We start from the raw sequence: 13,867 nt of genomic DNA, 5'->3' as shown, positions 1-13,867 counted from the left end.
TGCGCCACCGGTCAAGGGGCGGTTAAATATCCAGAATGATCTTGCCGAAATGCTGGTTGGTTTCCTGGTACTTGAACGCCTCGACCATGTCGGTCAGAGGGAAGTGACGATCAATCACCGGGTGCATGCCGTTGGCATTGATCGCACGAACCATGTCTTGCTGCTGGCTGCGGCTGCCGACGAGTACCCCTTGCAGGCGAACTTGCTTGATCAGCATCGGTACAAAGTTCATCGCGCCGCTGACACCGCTGAGGATGCCAATGATCGAGATATGCCCGCCAACCCGAATGGCGATCATCGACTGCTCAAGGGTCGCAGGGCCGCCAACTTCAATGATGTGGTCGACACCGCGGCCACCGGTCAGGGCCAGGGCTGTCTCGCCCCAGAGCGGGTCTTTGCGGTAGTTGATGACATGGTCTGCGCCCATGGCTTTCAGGCGCTCCAGTTTCTCGTCGCTGGAGGAGGTGGCGATCACCGTGGCACCGGCCATTTTGGCGAATTGCAGGGCGAAAATCGAAACGCCACCCGTGCCTTGAATCAGCACCGTGTCACCCGGCTTGAGGGAGTCATCGGCCATCAACGCGCGCCACGCAGTCAGGCCTGCGGTGGTCAGGGTCGACGCCTCGGCGTGGCTCCAGCCGGTGGGTGCCAGGGTGAACGATGTAGCTTTGGCGGTCACTTGCTCGCGGGCATAACCGTCGATGCCATCGCCGGGTACGGTAACGAAACCTTCAACCAGCGGGGTGCCGGCGATCCATTCCGGGAAAAAGGTGCTGACCACCGAATCGCCGACCTTGAACTCGCTGACATCGGCGCCCACCGCAATCACTTCACCTGCACCATCGGCCATGGGAATGCGCTTTTCGCTGGGTCCCCACATACCGCTTACTACTGCAAAATCGTGATAGTTCAATGAGTTGGCGCGTAAACCTACAGTGATTTCACCACGGGCCGGCGCACTGACTTCGCTGCTGCCAACGACTACATTGTGATAACCGCCGCCAGGTTGGACGAAGATGGTTTTAGTGCTCATGGGATTTCCTCATGTTTTTACATTGCGCGAAATAACGAAATGTATAGGTAAAAATTACAACTCGATTTTCAGCCTAGCTGCAAAGTCATCGATCGCCTGTTCATTGCGTCGATAGTACGTCCACTTGCCAATGCGCGTAGTCAGGACAAAACCTGCACGTTGCAAAATGGCCAGGTGCGCTGACGCCGTAGAAGGGGACAGCCCGGCCTTGTGCTGCAAATGGGTCACGCACACGCCAATCGCGGGATCACCGTGATCCTGAGGCGGGAAATTGCGGAGCGGGTCTTTGAGCCACTCCATCATTTGCATGCGAGTGTCATTACCCAGGGCTTTGAGTTGTTCAAGAATCATGGGGGCGATACTACGCTTTTTTCCGAAATGTTCAACCGGCGGTGATGCCATCGCGGGCAAGCCCGGTTCCCACAGGTCCGTGTTGTTATCTGACAGGGCAACTGTGGGAGCGGGCTTGCTCGCGATGCAGGCAATGGGTTTTACCTGAAGCACCGCTGTAATTAGGCTCCGTTCCCCAGTAAACACACCCCGCGACAACCGGCCGCACGTAGGGCGGATGTTTTGCAATTGCGGGATCAATCCTGTATTTGTTCCGCCATTGAGCCAAGGCTCGTCTGTTTTTTGAATCTGCCCATCAGGAACCATGATGCCTAACCAGTTCCCCGCCGTTCGTCCGCGCCGCCTGCGCCGCTCCCAGACCCTTCGCGACATGTTCCAGGAAACCGAATTCAGCCTGAACGACCTGGTGCTGCCGATTTTCGTCGAAGAAGAGATCGACGACTTCGTGCCCATCACCAGCATGCCTGGCGTAATGCGTATTCCTGAGTCGAAACTGGCCGGTGAAATCGAGCGTTATGCCCGTGCGGGCATCAAGTCGGTGATGCTGTTCGGTGTGTCTCACCATCTGGATGCCACCGGCAGCGATGCAATGCGTGAAGACGGGCTGGTGTCGCGCATGGTGCGCATCAGCAAGGATGCTGCGCCGGACATGATCGTCATGAGTGACACCTGCTTCTGCGAGTACACCTCCCATGGTCATTGCGGCGTGATGCACGACCACGGTGTCGACAATGACGCGACCCTGATCAACCTCGGTAAACAAGCTGTAGCGGCTGCCGCTGCCGGCGCGGACTTTATCTCGCCATCGGCCGCAATGGACGGTCAGGTGCAGGCTATCCGCAGCGCTCTGGATGGTGCCGGTTTTATCGATACCTCGATCATGGCGTACTCCACCAAGTTCGCCTCGGCACTCTACGGCCCGTTCCGTGAGGCGGGCGGCAGCGCCCTTACCGGCGATCGCAAGTCGTACCAGATGAACCCGATGAACCGCCGTGAAGCGATTCGCGAGTCCCTGCTGGACGAGCAAGAGGGCGCAGACGTGCTGATGGTCAAGCCTGCCGGTGCTTACCTCGACATCATTCGCGATATCCGCCAGGCCTCGCATCTTCCTTTGGCGGCGTATCAGGTCAGCGGTGAGTACGCGATGATCAAGTTCGGCGCTCAGGCGGGTGCCATCGACGAAGCACGTGTGGTGCGCGAAAGCCTGGGTTCGATCAAGCGCGCCGGTGCTGACATGATCCTGACTTACTTTGCAATGGATCTGGCCTTGCAGGGGATCTAAGCTGCAGGCGGCAAGTCGGGAGTCGATCGCGTTGCCCGGGCTTGCCGCCAACCCACAAAAGGAATTTACCCATGCCAGACGCTCGACTCGAACGAATCCTGATCACCAACGACGACGGCATCGACGCTCCGGGCCTTGCAGTGCTGGAGGAAGTGGCCCGCGAGTTGGCGGACGAAGTCTGGGTGGTCGCACCGGATCATGACCAAAGCGGTATTTCCACGGCCATCAGCATTCATCACCCGTTGCGCGTGACAAAGCGCGGTGAACGGCGCTTTTCGGTATCCGGGACACCTGCGGACTGTGTCGCAATGGCCTTGCAGCAGTTGATGGACAAACCACCGAAGCTGTTGCTCTCAGGTATCAACAAAGGCGCCAATCTGGGGGTTGAAACGCTGTTTTCCGGCACCGTTGGGGCCGCGATGACCGGTTTGCTGATGGGTGTTCCGTCCATAGCCTTGAGCCAGTACTTCACCCGTCGCAGTTTTGTACGCTGGGACACCGCTCGCGCCTTGGCCCCTGGTGTGATCCGGCAGTTGCTGGGCAAGGGCTGGGAGCAATCGGCGTGCCTGAACATCAATTTCCCGGACGTTCCGGCGGATGAAGCCGGGCCGATACAAATCACTCGCCAGGGTGCCGGCCGCATGGATGGGGTGGACGCGATAGAGCGAACCGATTTTCGTGAGGCCAGGTATTACTGGCTCAGTATCACTCGCCATCAGCACCCTGAAGCGGTTGACACCGAGACCCAGGTCGTGACGCAGGGCGGGGTTTCGGTCACGCCGCTGGAGTTTGATCGCACCGCCATTTCCCTGCGTGAGCAACTGCGTACAGCGCTTCAATCGATTTAAGCCCAATGCTCCGGGTCATCGACGATGGCCTGGTGCCCTTCAAGCACTTTCGGTATTTCCTGCTTGAGAAACTCGACCCAGGTTTTGACCTTGGCATCCAGAAACCGCCGGGAAGGGTAGAGCGCGTAGATGCTTTTTTCGTGCAGCCGATACTGCGGCAGCAGGCGTACCAAAGAACCGCGCTGATAAGAACTGACGGCCACGTAGTCGGGCAGCAGGCACACGCCAAGCCCGGCCTCGGCCGCTTGGGCCATTGCCTCGGCGACGTTCACCTGAAAGATGTTGCCGGGGCGGATGACTTGCTCGCCCTCAGCATCGCGAAAGGTCCAGCTGTCGGTAAACAGGGGGTCAACCAGGTGCAGGCAGCGGTGCTCGTGCAGATCGTCCGGGGTTTTCGGAACTTCCCGTCCCTTCAGGTAGGAGTGCGCTGCACTGATGACACTGAAGATACTGCCCAGGGGTTGGCCGATCAGCTCCGAGTCCGGCAAGTTGGCAGACAGCGTAATCACAACGTCATGGCCTTCTTCGAGCAAGTCCGGCTGGCGTTGAGAAAGCGTCAGGTCGACATTGACCTGCGGATAGAGCTCTGTGTAGCGGGCCACCAGAGGTGCCAGCAACTGGATGCCAAGCCCTGTGGTGGATTGCACCCGTAAATGCCCGCGGGGTATCAGGTGCGCCCCAGCCGCTTCGGCATTGGCGTCTTCGATTTCCCCCAGGATCATTCGGCAGCGCTCCAGGTAGCGTGCCCCTACCTCGGTCAGTGCCAGGCGTCGTGTGCTGCGCTGCAACAGCCGGGCTTGCAGCGAAGACTCCAGTTCAGACAGCAAGCGCGAGGTTTGCGCAGTGGAATATCCCAATACCTGCGCCGCAGCGGTGAAGCTGCCCGTTTCGACGACGCGCACGAACACGCGCATTGCCTGAAAAATATCCATCCTGATTATTACCCCACACGTAAGCGTGCTTTTTTGTGGTGGCAATAATTACACAGACCACGCGGGTATGCCTTCGTGAAATGGGTATTTTGCGAAGGCATCGTAAGACAATCCAACTGATTTTTATAAAATATGTAAGATCATTCTTATAAAAGATTAAGAACAATCTTAAATTTAACATGAATCTCGGATATTGCTTTGTGGTCTGTCATTTTTGTCGTTCTATAAGCACTCATTTGCAATGAGTGCGAATTTCTCCTTGAGATAACCTGTAAAGCACGGACTTTTTCTGTGTGCGTGCACACCCGGCAGCCAGTTGACAACGCTAAGAAACAAGGTGGATTTACTTGAACCTCCGTCAGGATCTGCAACTTAAAAACATTAACGCCGAGATAGATTTCTTTGATTTGCTTCACTCGTTTTGGCAGCAAAAAAAGTTAATTGGTTTAACCATGGCAATAGTTGGGGCTCTAGCCTTTGGCTATGTTTCATTAACGCAACACGTCTATCGAACCAGTAGTGTGTTGCGTCCTGCAGCCGTTAATGAACTCGATGCCCTCAACCGTTCCGGGATCTACACACTGCCAGCTGCAGACGCCTTGCTTAAAGTTGGCGCGGCGCTCGAGTCCTATGAAAACCGGCTGAATTACTTCAAATCCCATCAGGACTTTTTCAAACCGCTGGAAAAGCAAGGGAGCACCCTTGAGCAGAGTTTTGAAGCATTCAGCCGTGACGCAATGACGGTGAGTCGGCCTGATCCGAACAAGGCAAGCGAATTGAGTTCGTTTATAAAAATGGAGCTTATTTACCCGGAAACTCTCAATGGCGTTGAGATTCTTAACGGCTTTGTTGAGTACGCAATTAATATTCAGCGACAGCAAATCAGTGCTGATCTCAAGATTATTATTAGTAATCGGCTTGGGGAGCTGGAAACAAAAATCAATTCTGCCCGTTCAAGCTATCACGTTCAAAAAGAAGGAAAAATCGCTGCGTTAGTCGAGTCGGACAAACTGAAGCGGGCAACCTTGGGTGATGAATTGAGCGCCTTGCGCATGCAGCTCAAAATTCAGCGAGATGCGCGCATCAATCAGCTGAATGAAGCGATTTCCATCGCAAAGACACTGGGCATCAAACATCCGACCACGCCCGCGGCAATGGCTGATGCAGCACAGGGGGCGTCTTCCAGGCTGGTACGTACTGAAATCACGTCCCAGGGTATTCCGCAGTACTTCATGGGCTCCGATGCCCTGGAGGCAGAGCGTGCCGTGTTACTCAAGCGAACAACGGACGATTTTACGGACTTGCGCGTTTCGCAGGTTCGTAAAGATATGCAACTGCTTGAGGTTAATCGCGAGGTCGAGTTGCTCGGTAAACGCTCAAATGAAGATGTGTTTCTCAAGGATATCGAACCTTTACGGGCCGAAGTCTACCGCCTTGAGAATCTGCACACTGACATGAGCAACCTGGGTCTGGTGAGTGTTGATCGCAAGGCCCAGGCTCCGCTTGATCCGATCAAGCCCAAAAAGGCACTGATAGTGGTACTGGGAGTGATGATGGGCCTGATGCTTGGCCTTATGATTGCGACCATTCGCTGCCTCATGAATCGCCGCCGGCAAATGATCTAGGCCAGTACAGCTACCGATTTGATCTGTGCCCAAAGCGACTGCCCGACACTCAGCCCGAGCTGGTCCCGCGAGTAACGGGTTATCCGTGCCAGCAAGGCTGTACCGCCGGCATCAAGGCGTACCAGGACATGGGCCTGATTGTCAGCTGGGGTTTCGCCCACGACAGTCACACGCAGGCTATTGAGGATGCTGCTGTGCTCGCCAGGGCTCAGGCTCAGGCTGATGTCCCGTGCCTGGACCTTGACGCGTAACGTCTGGCCGATGGCCATTGAGGCATGGGCGACTCTCAACTGCTCGGTGCTGCCGGGCAATTGCAGGGTCAGCAGTTGATAGGGGTGGTTGTAATCACGGACCTTGCCTTCAATCACTACTCCGGCGTCATCCCCCCGTGCGAGGGGCAGATCCAGCCTGGCCAGGGTTTCGCCAATCGGGCCGCTGGCAAGTACCTTGCCCTCACTGAGCAGCACAATGTGGTCCGCCAGGCGCGCAACTTCATCCTGGGAGTGGCTGACGTACAGCACCGGGATATCCAGTTCGGCGTGCAAACGCTCCAGATAGGGCATGATTTCACCCTTGCGCTGGCTGTCCAGCGCGGCCAGGGGCTCGTCCATCAGCAGCAGCCTTGGACTTGTCAGCAGCGCCCGGGCGATGCCCACCCGTTGACGTTCACCTCCTGACAGATTGTTCGGTGCGCGCTCCAGCAGGTGGCTGATTCCCAGCAACTGTGTGGCGTGAGCCATATCAACCCGTTGTTCCTTGAGTGCAATGCGGCGCAGCCCGAACTCCAGGTTAGCCTGCACAGAGAGATGGGGAAACAGGCTTGCTTCTTGAAAGATATATCCCAGCGCCCGCTTGTGCACCGGGGCAAAGAAACCTGTCTGGCTGTCTTGCCAGACTTCATCGTTGATCTGCACATAGGCGTTGCTGGCACGCTCAAGCCCGGCAATACAGCGCAGGCAGGTGGTTTTGCCCGAGCCGGAATGACCATAGAGCGCGGTCACACCCTTGCCTGGCAGTTGCAGGGCCAGGTCCAGGGCAAAACCGGGATAACTGTGCTGCAGCCGAAGGTTGATCGAGGACATTTTCAGCTCCAGCCGGTTTGAGATTTGCGGCTTGAATACAGCGCCAGTAGCACCAGGAAAGAAAACACCACCATTGCGCCCGCCAGCCAGTGTGCCTGTGCGTATTCCAGCGCCTCGACGTGGTCGTAGATCTGCACCGAGACCACCCGGGTTTTTTCCGGGATGTTGCCGCCAATCATCAGCACCACACCAAACTCACCGACGGTATGGGCAAAGCCCAAAATCGCGGCGGTGATAAAGCCGGGCCTGGCCAAGGGCAAGATAACGGTGAAAAAGGTATCCCACCGATTTGCCCGCAGGGTGGCAGCCACTTCAAGCGGCCTTGGGCCAATGGCCGTGAATGCGTTCTGCAAAGGCTGTACGACAAAAGGCATGGAGTAAATCACCGAGCCAATCACCAGTCCGGCAAAACTGAAGGTCAGGGTGCCGAGCCCCAGGAATTGGGTGAATTGCCCGATGTAGCCGTGGGGCCCCATCGTCAGCAGCAGGTAAAAGCCAATGACGGTGGGCGGCAACACCAGAGGCAGTGCCACGATCGCCCCGATGGGGCCACGCAACCGTGACCGGGTATGCGCCAGCCACAGTGCGATGGGAGTGCCGACAATCAGCAAGATAACAGTGGTCAATGACGCCAGTTGCAGGGTCAGCCAGATCGCAGCAAAGTCAGCACTCGTGAGCGGCATTTAGAGATGGTAACCGTAGGATTGGATGATGGCAGTGGCTTTGGGACTTTTCAGGTAGTCAGCCAGGGCCTTGGCGGCAGGGTTGTTCTCGCCTTTTTTGAGGATAACCGCATCCTGCCGGATCGGGTCATGCATCACCTCGGGGACTATCCAGGCAGAGCCGCTGCTGACTTTGCCGTCTTTGTAGATCTGCGACAAGGCGACAAAACCCAGTTCGGCATTACCCGTGGAAACAAACTGATAAGCCTGGGTGATGTTCTGGCCTTCAACGATCTTGGTTTTGACTTTATCCGTCAGCCCTAACTTGGCCAGTACCTGAGTGGCCGCCAGCCCGTAGGGCGCAGCCTTCGGGTTGGCGATGGACAAGTGTTTGAACTGATTGGCCAACAATGCTTTGTCAGTGCCATCAATGTAACCCTCTTTGGCCGACCACAGTGCCAGGGTGCCAATCGCATAGGTAAAGCGCGAGCCGGGGACGATATCGCCTTCTTTTTCAAGCTTCTCTGGCGTGGTGTCATCGGCTGCTAAAAACACCTCGAATGGCGCACCATTTTTGATCTGGGTATAGAACTGTCCGGTGGCGCCGTAAGCTGCAATCAATGTGTGCCCGGTGTCTTTCTCAAAATCCCTGGCAATGGCCTGGATCGGCGCCGTGAAATTGGCGGCCACTGCAACCTGCACCTCATCCGCCTGGACAGAGGTGAATGCAAGGCACCCGATCAATGCTGCCAGCGCTGTGGGAATAAAGGGGCGGGCACGAACATTCATGACAAAACTCCATTAGAGACGGGGGGGCAGCCCATGGTTATCAAATTGTTTTGGGCGCTGGAAAGATATCCGCTATATAAAAATATATACAGCGCTTTATAAGGTCCTGCGGCAAGGGGAGGACTGCGGGGTCTGAAAAGCGGCTTAGCCAGCCTGGCGCAGGGTGATATTGATCCGCTGTTCACCCAATAACGAATGGTGTCCGGGTTTGATGGGCATCACGCCGTGAAAGCGCAATCGATCGACACCTCCCCACACCATGATGTCGCCGTGGAACAGAGAAATACGCTGGCTCGGGTCGCTTCGCTCAAACCCGCCGAACTGAAAAATTGCTGGCAGCCCCAAGGAAATCGACACGATGGGCGCACTGAACGAGCGCTCGTTCTTGTCCTGATGCAGCGACATCCTGGCGCCCGGGGCATAGGCGTTGATAAGGCAGGCATCGGGTACGAAGCCCTCGAAACCTGCAGTGTTGGCTGCAGCCTCGGCCAGTGCCAGGAAGACACCCGGCATGTCCGGCCAAGGACAGGCGTTCAGGGGGTCGACAGGGCTGTAGCGGTAACCATCGCGATCAGTCGTCCATCCCAAATCACCGCAACTGCTCAAACGGGCGGACATGGTAAAACCGCCAGGTGTCTGCATCTGGCGCAAGGGTGATTGGAGCAAGACTGAATCGATGGCCGTCAGCAGCTCTTTGATTGCGGGCAGGGCAAACCCGCGAAGCACAAACGCCTGGTCGCTGATGCGCTCGACACGGGCGGGCTGTTGCAGGTCCTGCTCGGCAAACAAGTCCATGGACTTTAGAGCGCCTTGCTTGCCTTGATATCGGTGATGACATCGTCGGCATCGCTGTGGATCTTCTCAAGTGCTTCGCGGGCTTCAGTTTCCGAGCCAGTCTGAAGCTGGGCAAACTCGAAGCGGCGTTCGCCATTGAGTTTGTACTTGATGACGTACTTGGTGGTTTGCACGGTAATTCCTGCCTTGGTTTAGCGAAGTTTGGAGCTGGAGCGACGCACGATTTTAATGGTCGGCTGGAAGCTCGGCTTGCGGGTTACGCTGATTGCCCGGCTGGTGACGGTGTCAATGGTGATGTTCCAGAAACCGGTGCTCGGTGCAGTGATTCTGGCCGGAAAATCTTTGAACGCGCCGCCGTGGTAGGAGTGGCGCCCACCGTTCTTGAAGCTGCGAAAGTGCGCATCGCTCATCAGGCGGATGTTGCAAGGTTGGGAGCACTCGATGACTACAATGTCATCCTCGTTGAGGTGCTCACGCTGGTGAATAAATTTCATTTGGGCTCCAGAATGGGAATCTGCTTAAAAATCAGCACGATAGCATGTGCTTTAGTCCAGTCAGGGGGCTAAAGCCGAGTATTATGCCGTGATGCAGGTGAGTTTGACGTAAAACGTGGATAATCCGCCACTATTGAGTATTTATTCACTATGCCCAGGGAGAAATCCTGAATTTCTGCTGTCGTAGGGTCTTTAACGGAGAATGTATATGAAGTGGGGCGTACTAGCGGTGGTGCTGGCTTTGGGTGGTTGTGCATCCGTCACGGATATTGAGCAGACTCTTCCCACCATGAGTGTGATTTCTGGCAAGAAGCCTGATGCTTACGCTCAATGCCTGGTGCAGCAACTGTCCAACACGCGCAGGGCACCACAGATAGAACCGCACAAGGAAGGATTTCGAATCATCGTCCCGCAAAAGCTGACGTCTAATCCTACTGCGGTCATTGATATCGAAGAACGCTCCGGTGGTAGCAGCATCAAGGTCTACGAAAGCATGTCGAATGTGCCGGTTCGACCGGGCGACATCCGCAAGGCCGCTACACACTGTATTTCAGGCGAGTGAGCGGGCGTTTCAGTCAGCGCTCCACAGCCCCCCGAACCTGACAACTGCCTTGCGCGGTGTCAGGTTTTTTTTCGCCTCGCGTTCGGATCAGGCTCAACTCAATGTTGTGAGGGGCAGGGAAGTCTCCTAGGCTCTACGTGCTTATATTTTGTAGGCCTAAGCTTATAACAATAATGGAGTGGCCATGATTCCACTTAAACCAACGCTTCTTGGCAGCCTGATGTTGCTCGTCTTCACCCACGCTCAGGCGGCGCAGCCGCCCCCAAACATCTACCTGCAAGGTGGAGCCCAGCCGGGCGCTACCGCCTGCGTGGCATGCCACGGGGCAGATGGCATGGGGCTTGCGCCAGCCGGTTTTCCGCGACTAGCCGGTATTTCTGCCGACTACCTGAGCAAGCAGTTGCACGATTTTCAAAGCGGCAAACGGGTCAGTCCCGTGATGCAACCGCTGGCCAAGGCGCTGACCGACCAGGAAATAACCGCTGTCACCACTGCCATCGCGGCCATGCCAGCACCTGAAGTGCCTGCCATCAATCGCAGCAGCATGCTCACGTCCCTGGGCGAAAAACTGGCCCTGCGCGGCGCCTGGGATCGGCAGATCCCTGAGTGTGTCAGTTGTCATGGGCCTGGCGGGGTGGGGGTGGGGAGTGCTTTCCCGCCATTGGCCAATCAACCTGCGATGTACCTGACGGCGCAGTTGAATGCGTGGCGAGAGGGCACCCGGCACAATGATCCCAATGACTTGATGGGCCATATCGCCAAGGCCATGACCGAGGATGAAATCAAGGCGGTGTCCGAGTATTTCGCCAATGTGGGTCACAAGGAGGTTTCCCCATGAAAATGCTGACGCCAGTGTGTGCCATTTCGATCTTCCTGAGCTCCGGGGCTTATGCCGCGACCATTGCGATGGAAGACCAGTCCCAGATTCAGACACCCGCCACAGCCGATCAGGCTACGGTCTATTTTCAACCGCCACTGCAAAGTGAATTGCCGGACAACGCCTACGGCAAAATGGTCCTGGACGGCTACGCCCTGTTTGTCGACACCAAACGCCAGGCACCGCAATTTGTGGGCAACGGGCTTAACTGCACCAATTGCCACCTGGACCAGGGCCGCATGGCCAATTCGGCACCACTCTGGGGCGCTTACCCCATGTACCCGGCGTACCGAAAGAAGAACGACAAGGTCAACACCTTTGCCGAGCGCTTGCAGGGGTGTTTTCAATTCAGCATGAACGGTGGCACGCCTCCAGCGGCCGACAGTAGAGAGATCACTGCGCTGTCGACCTATGCCTACTGGCTTTCGACCAAGGCTCCTACGGGAGTTGAGTTGCCAGGCCGCGGATACCCGGACGTACCCGAGCCTGAAGGGGGTTACAACCTGACGCGCGGTGCGGCGGTGTACAAGGATCAATGTGCCATTTGCCACGGTGACAGCGGACAAGGGCAGAAATCGGGAGGGGACTACGTAATGCCGCCGCTGTGGGGCAAAGATTCATACAACTGGGGGGCGGGCATGCACCGGATCAATACCGCTGCCTCGTTCATCAAACACAATATGCCGCTGGGCAAGGCCAACAGCTTGAGTGACCAACAAGCCTGGGATGTGGCGGCGTATGTAAACACCCACGAACGGCCGCAGGATCCGCGGTTGGTTGAAGGATCAGTGGAAAAAACCCGGGTCAAGTTTCACGCCAATGACGGCGTCAATGCTTATGGCCAAACCATTAATGGGGTGTTGATCGGTCAAGGCGTCAAGTAATCCCTGAATGCCGCTAAAGCCACGGGCTTTAGCGGCATCAGCCGAGCCTTGTCGGCAAGCTATTTGCAAGCCACCACGATATTTCGGCTGTTGAAATTACCGACGTCGACGCCCAGTGTCTTGTCGCGCTCTTTGACTGCAGGCGAGCCATCAGTGCCAATGATGGTATAGCCGGTGCCGGCACAAGAGGCTTCCGCTTTCTCGTAGCACTTGGCCCACGACATGGCTTCGCCAGAGCAGTCTATGCTCAACCCTTGCTTGCCGTCGGCCAGGTAGGTATTGGACGCTGTGGCACAACCGCCCAATATAACCAGTACGAGTAATGTCAGAATGTTTTTCATCGAGGTAGTGTTATCACGTCAGTAGGATTAGTTTGATTTGTTGCGTCGGCGAGCAGGTGGGGCAGGCTGGTCCTGGAAAACCGAGGCAACTTCAGAGGCAACCTGTTGCGAGTCAAATGGACCTGCAACGTTTTCACCGGATGCATTAAACACGCACCACTCGCCCTTTTCGTTGGGCTTGATTTCATAACCATTGACGCTGATTGTTGCGGACATCGAAGAACTGCCTGATTGCCTGGATTAATGGCCTGATGATAGCGCAAGCGCAACACGGGTGTTGCTAAACACGACCGACCAACACTCAAAATCAAAGGCAAAGGAACTAACGCTCAAAATATTTATCTAGGTTGGCATCAGTTTGCTATCGAGAGGCATTGTAACGTCGATGCCGCCTGATTAGACTGCGCCAAAATTGGAACGTACAGCCCTTTAAAGGACTCATATGATCAAGAAATGCTTGTTCCCAGCAGCCGGTTACGGCACTCGCTTTTTGCCAGCGACAAAGGCCATGCCTAAAGAAATGCTGCCGGTGGTGAACAAGCCACTGATCCAGTACGGGGTTGAAGAAGCACTGGACGCTGGCTTGACTGAAATTTCCATCGTAACGGGCCGTGGCAAGCGCGCTCTGGAAGACCACTTTGACATCAGCTACGAGCTGGAAAACCAGATCAAGGGCACTGACAAAGAAAAGTACCTGGTGGGTATCCGTCGTCTGCTGAGCGAGTGTTCGTTCTCTTACACTCGTCAAACCGAAATGAAAGGCCTGGGTCATGCGATTCTGACCGGTCGCCCACTGATCGGCGACGAACCCTTTGCCGTAGTACTGGCGGACGACTTGTGCGTCAACCTGGAAGGCGACGGCGTCCTGACGCAGATGGTCAAGCTGTACAACCAGTACCGCTGCACCATCATCGCCATCCAGGAAGTTGATCCTGCAGAGACCAACAAGTACGGCGTGATCGCTGGCGACCTGATTGGTGATGACCTGTACCGCGTGCGCAACATGGTTGAAAAACCGGCACCTGAAGATGCACCGTCGAACCTGGCGATCATCGGTCGTTACATCCTGACCCCGGACATCTTCGATCTGATCAAACAGACCGAGCCAGGCAAAGGCGGTGAAATCCAGATCACCGACGCCCTGATGAAACAGGCGCAAAACGGTTGCGTGATCGCGTACAAATTCAAAGGCCAACGCTTTGACTGCGGCGGCGCTGAAGGCTACATCGAAGCAACCAACTTCTGCTTCGAAAACTTCTACAAAACCGGCAAGGCTTACTAATTAGCGCCGAGTTGTAGAGAGCTTCAAG

General features: G+C 56.0%; 18 protein-coding genes. 7 read left to right on the top strand and 11 right to left on the bottom strand.

Annotated features, from left to right (window positions below):
- Positions 1 to 22: 22 nt before the first annotated feature.
- Positions 23 to 1,033, bottom strand: coding sequence for a zinc-dependent alcohol dehydrogenase family protein (locus VSQ83_RS12400; RefSeq protein ID WP_219261858.1), 1,011 nt, complete (start codon positions 1,031 to 1,033; stop codon positions 23 to 25).
- Between the two features lie 54 nt (positions 1,034 to 1,087).
- Positions 1,088 to 1,384 carry an ArsR/SmtB family transcription factor gene (locus VSQ83_RS12395; protein WP_133078106.1) on the bottom strand — a complete coding sequence of 99 codons (297 nt, stop codon included), beginning with the start codon at positions 1,382 to 1,384 and terminating at the stop codon, positions 1,088 to 1,090.
- Between the two features lie 307 nt (positions 1,385 to 1,691).
- Between VSQ83_RS12395 and hemB the strand changes: the two genes are divergently transcribed.
- Positions 1,692 to 2,666 (top strand): porphobilinogen synthase, encoded by a 975-nt coding sequence (hemB, locus tag VSQ83_RS12390; protein ID WP_133078062.1) that lies wholly within the window; start codon positions 1,692 to 1,694, stop codon positions 2,664 to 2,666.
- Between the two features lie 71 nt (positions 2,667 to 2,737).
- On the top strand, positions 2,738 to 3,514 hold the full coding sequence (surE, locus tag VSQ83_RS12385) for a 5'/3'-nucleotidase SurE (protein ID WP_133078063.1): 777 nt from the start codon (positions 2,738 to 2,740) through the stop codon (positions 3,512 to 3,514).
- On the opposite strand, the gene VSQ83_RS12380 is transcribed toward surE, so the two are convergent.
- Complete coding sequence (locus VSQ83_RS12380) at positions 3,511 to 4,446, bottom strand: LysR family transcriptional regulator (RefSeq protein ID WP_326426910.1); 936 nt, start codon at positions 4,444 to 4,446, stop codon at positions 3,511 to 3,513. The genes surE and VSQ83_RS12380 overlap by 4 nt on opposite strands.
- A 347-nt stretch (positions 4,447 to 4,793) precedes the next feature.
- Between VSQ83_RS12380 and VSQ83_RS12375 the strand changes: the two genes are divergently transcribed.
- Positions 4,794 to 6,071, top strand: coding sequence for a GNVR domain-containing protein (locus VSQ83_RS12375; protein ID WP_326426909.1), 1,278 nt, complete (start codon positions 4,794 to 4,796; stop codon positions 6,069 to 6,071).
- Here VSQ83_RS12375 and modC read toward each other — a convergent pair.
- The 6 genes from modC to VSQ83_RS12345 form a co-directional block, all read right to left on the bottom strand.
- Positions 6,068 to 7,153 carry a molybdenum ABC transporter ATP-binding protein gene (gene modC, locus VSQ83_RS12370; RefSeq protein WP_326426908.1) on the bottom strand — a complete coding sequence of 362 codons (1,086 nt, stop codon included), beginning with the start codon at positions 7,151 to 7,153 and terminating at the stop codon, positions 6,068 to 6,070. The two genes, VSQ83_RS12375 and modC, sit on opposite strands and share 4 nt — an antisense overlap.
- Positions 7,154 to 7,155: 2 nt before the next feature.
- Positions 7,156 to 7,836 carry a molybdate ABC transporter permease subunit gene (modB, locus tag VSQ83_RS12365; protein WP_019822781.1) on the bottom strand — a complete coding sequence of 227 codons (681 nt, stop codon included), beginning with the start codon at positions 7,834 to 7,836 and terminating at the stop codon, positions 7,156 to 7,158.
- Positions 7,837 to 8,604 carry a molybdate ABC transporter substrate-binding protein gene (gene modA, locus VSQ83_RS12360; protein WP_326426907.1) on the bottom strand — a complete coding sequence of 256 codons (768 nt, stop codon included), beginning with the start codon at positions 8,602 to 8,604 and terminating at the stop codon, positions 7,837 to 7,839.
- 144 nt (positions 8,605 to 8,748) lie between these two features.
- Positions 8,749 to 9,399: a DNA oxidative demethylase AlkB gene (alkB, locus tag VSQ83_RS12355; RefSeq protein WP_133078067.1), complete on the bottom strand. Its 651-nt coding sequence runs from the start codon at positions 9,397 to 9,399 to the stop codon at positions 8,749 to 8,751.
- A gap of 5 nt (positions 9,400 to 9,404) precedes the next feature.
- On the bottom strand, positions 9,405 to 9,572 hold the full coding sequence (locus VSQ83_RS12350) for a hypothetical protein (protein WP_219261862.1): 168 nt from the start codon (positions 9,570 to 9,572) through the stop codon (positions 9,405 to 9,407).
- A gap of 18 nt (positions 9,573 to 9,590) precedes the next feature.
- Entirely contained in the window at positions 9,591 to 9,893 is a 303-nt protein-coding gene (locus VSQ83_RS12345; RefSeq protein WP_003445729.1) for a DUF1883 domain-containing protein, read from the bottom strand.
- 208 nt (positions 9,894 to 10,101) lie between these two features.
- Between VSQ83_RS12345 and VSQ83_RS12340 the strand changes: the two genes are divergently transcribed.
- The 3 genes from VSQ83_RS12340 (at position 10,102) to VSQ83_RS12330 (ending at position 12,216) form a co-directional block, all read left to right on the top strand.
- On the top strand, positions 10,102 to 10,455 hold the full coding sequence (locus VSQ83_RS12340) for a hypothetical protein (RefSeq protein ID WP_133078068.1): 354 nt from the start codon (positions 10,102 to 10,104) through the stop codon (positions 10,453 to 10,455).
- 184 nt (positions 10,456 to 10,639) lie between these two features.
- Complete coding sequence (locus VSQ83_RS12335; RefSeq protein WP_326426906.1) at positions 10,640 to 11,293, top strand: c-type cytochrome; 654 nt, start codon at positions 10,640 to 10,642, stop codon at positions 11,291 to 11,293.
- Positions 11,290 to 12,216, top strand: a complete 927-nt coding sequence (locus VSQ83_RS12330) for a c-type cytochrome (RefSeq protein WP_133078070.1) — start codon at positions 11,290 to 11,292, stop codon at positions 12,214 to 12,216. The genes VSQ83_RS12335 and VSQ83_RS12330 overlap by 4 nt, the downstream gene beginning before the upstream one ends.
- Before the next feature lie 59 nt (positions 12,217 to 12,275).
- On the opposite strand, the gene VSQ83_RS12325 is transcribed toward VSQ83_RS12330, so the two are convergent.
- Together VSQ83_RS12325 and VSQ83_RS12320 are read right to left on the bottom strand one after the other, a co-directional pair.
- The gene (locus VSQ83_RS12325) at positions 12,276 to 12,557 is read right to left on the bottom strand and encodes a hypothetical protein (protein ID WP_326426905.1); all 282 of its coding nucleotides are present in this window, start codon (positions 12,555 to 12,557) and stop codon (positions 12,276 to 12,278) included.
- Between the two features lie 27 nt (positions 12,558 to 12,584).
- Positions 12,585 to 12,773 (bottom strand): hypothetical protein, encoded by a 189-nt coding sequence (locus VSQ83_RS12320; protein WP_133078072.1) that lies wholly within the window; start codon positions 12,771 to 12,773, stop codon positions 12,585 to 12,587.
- Positions 12,774 to 12,999: 226 nt separating this feature from the next.
- Between VSQ83_RS12320 and galU the strand changes: the two genes are divergently transcribed.
- On the top strand, positions 13,000 to 13,839 hold the full coding sequence (gene galU, locus VSQ83_RS12315) for a UTP--glucose-1-phosphate uridylyltransferase GalU (protein ID WP_095029362.1): 840 nt from the start codon (positions 13,000 to 13,002) through the stop codon (positions 13,837 to 13,839).
- Positions 13,840 to 13,867 lie beyond the last annotated feature (28 nt).

It is taken from the genome of Pseudomonas sp. DSV-1 (assembly GCF_035830915.1).
GTDB lineage: Bacteria > Pseudomonadota > Gammaproteobacteria > Pseudomonadales > Pseudomonadaceae > Aquipseudomonas.
Note: the sequence above shows the minus strand (reverse complement) of the source record. Positions and strands in the feature narration are given on the sequence as shown.

What these genes read in the sequence shown, in the direction of transcription:
- alkB (WP_133078067.1), bottom strand. Translation starts at nt 9,399, where the DNA reads ATGGACTTGTTTGCCGAGCAGGACCTGCAACAGCCCGCCCGTGTCGAG.
- surE (WP_133078063.1), top strand. Translation starts at nt 2,738, where the DNA reads ATGCCAGACGCTCGACTCGAACGAATCCTGATCACCAACGACGACGGC.
- VSQ83_RS12345 (WP_003445729.1), bottom strand. Translation starts at nt 9,893, where the DNA reads ATGAAATTTATTCACCAGCGTGAGCACCTCAACGAGGATGACATTGTA.
- VSQ83_RS12380 (WP_326426910.1), bottom strand. Translation starts at nt 4,446, where the DNA reads ATGGATATTTTTCAGGCAATGCGCGTGTTCGTGCGCGTCGTCGAAACG.
- VSQ83_RS12325 (WP_326426905.1), bottom strand. Translation starts at nt 12,557, where the DNA reads ATGAAAAACATTCTGACATTACTCGTACTGGTTATATTGGGCGGTTGT.
- galU (WP_095029362.1), top strand. Translation starts at nt 13,000, where the DNA reads ATGATCAAGAAATGCTTGTTCCCAGCAGCCGGTTACGGCACTCGCTTT.
- VSQ83_RS12320 (WP_133078072.1), bottom strand. Translation starts at nt 12,773, where the DNA reads ATGTCCGCAACAATCAGCGTCAATGGTTATGAAATCAAGCCCAACGAA.
- VSQ83_RS12335 (WP_326426906.1), top strand. Translation starts at nt 10,640, where the DNA reads ATGATTCCACTTAAACCAACGCTTCTTGGCAGCCTGATGTTGCTCGTC.
- modB (WP_019822781.1), bottom strand. Translation starts at nt 7,836, where the DNA reads ATGCCGCTCACGAGTGCTGACTTTGCTGCGATCTGGCTGACCCTGCAA.
- modA (WP_326426907.1), bottom strand. Translation starts at nt 8,604, where the DNA reads ATGAATGTTCGTGCCCGCCCCTTTATTCCCACAGCGCTGGCAGCATTG.
- VSQ83_RS12330 (WP_133078070.1), top strand. Translation starts at nt 11,290, where the DNA reads ATGAAAATGCTGACGCCAGTGTGTGCCATTTCGATCTTCCTGAGCTCC.
- hemB (WP_133078062.1), top strand. Translation starts at nt 1,692, where the DNA reads ATGCCTAACCAGTTCCCCGCCGTTCGTCCGCGCCGCCTGCGCCGCTCC.
- VSQ83_RS12400 (WP_219261858.1), bottom strand. Translation starts at nt 1,033, where the DNA reads ATGAGCACTAAAACCATCTTCGTCCAACCTGGCGGCGGTTATCACAAT.
- VSQ83_RS12395 (WP_133078106.1), bottom strand. Translation starts at nt 1,384, where the DNA reads ATGATTCTTGAACAACTCAAAGCCCTGGGTAATGACACTCGCATGCAA.
- VSQ83_RS12340 (WP_133078068.1), top strand. Translation starts at nt 10,102, where the DNA reads ATGAAGTGGGGCGTACTAGCGGTGGTGCTGGCTTTGGGTGGTTGTGCA.
- modC (WP_326426908.1), bottom strand. Translation starts at nt 7,153, where the DNA reads ATGTCCTCGATCAACCTTCGGCTGCAGCACAGTTATCCCGGTTTTGCC.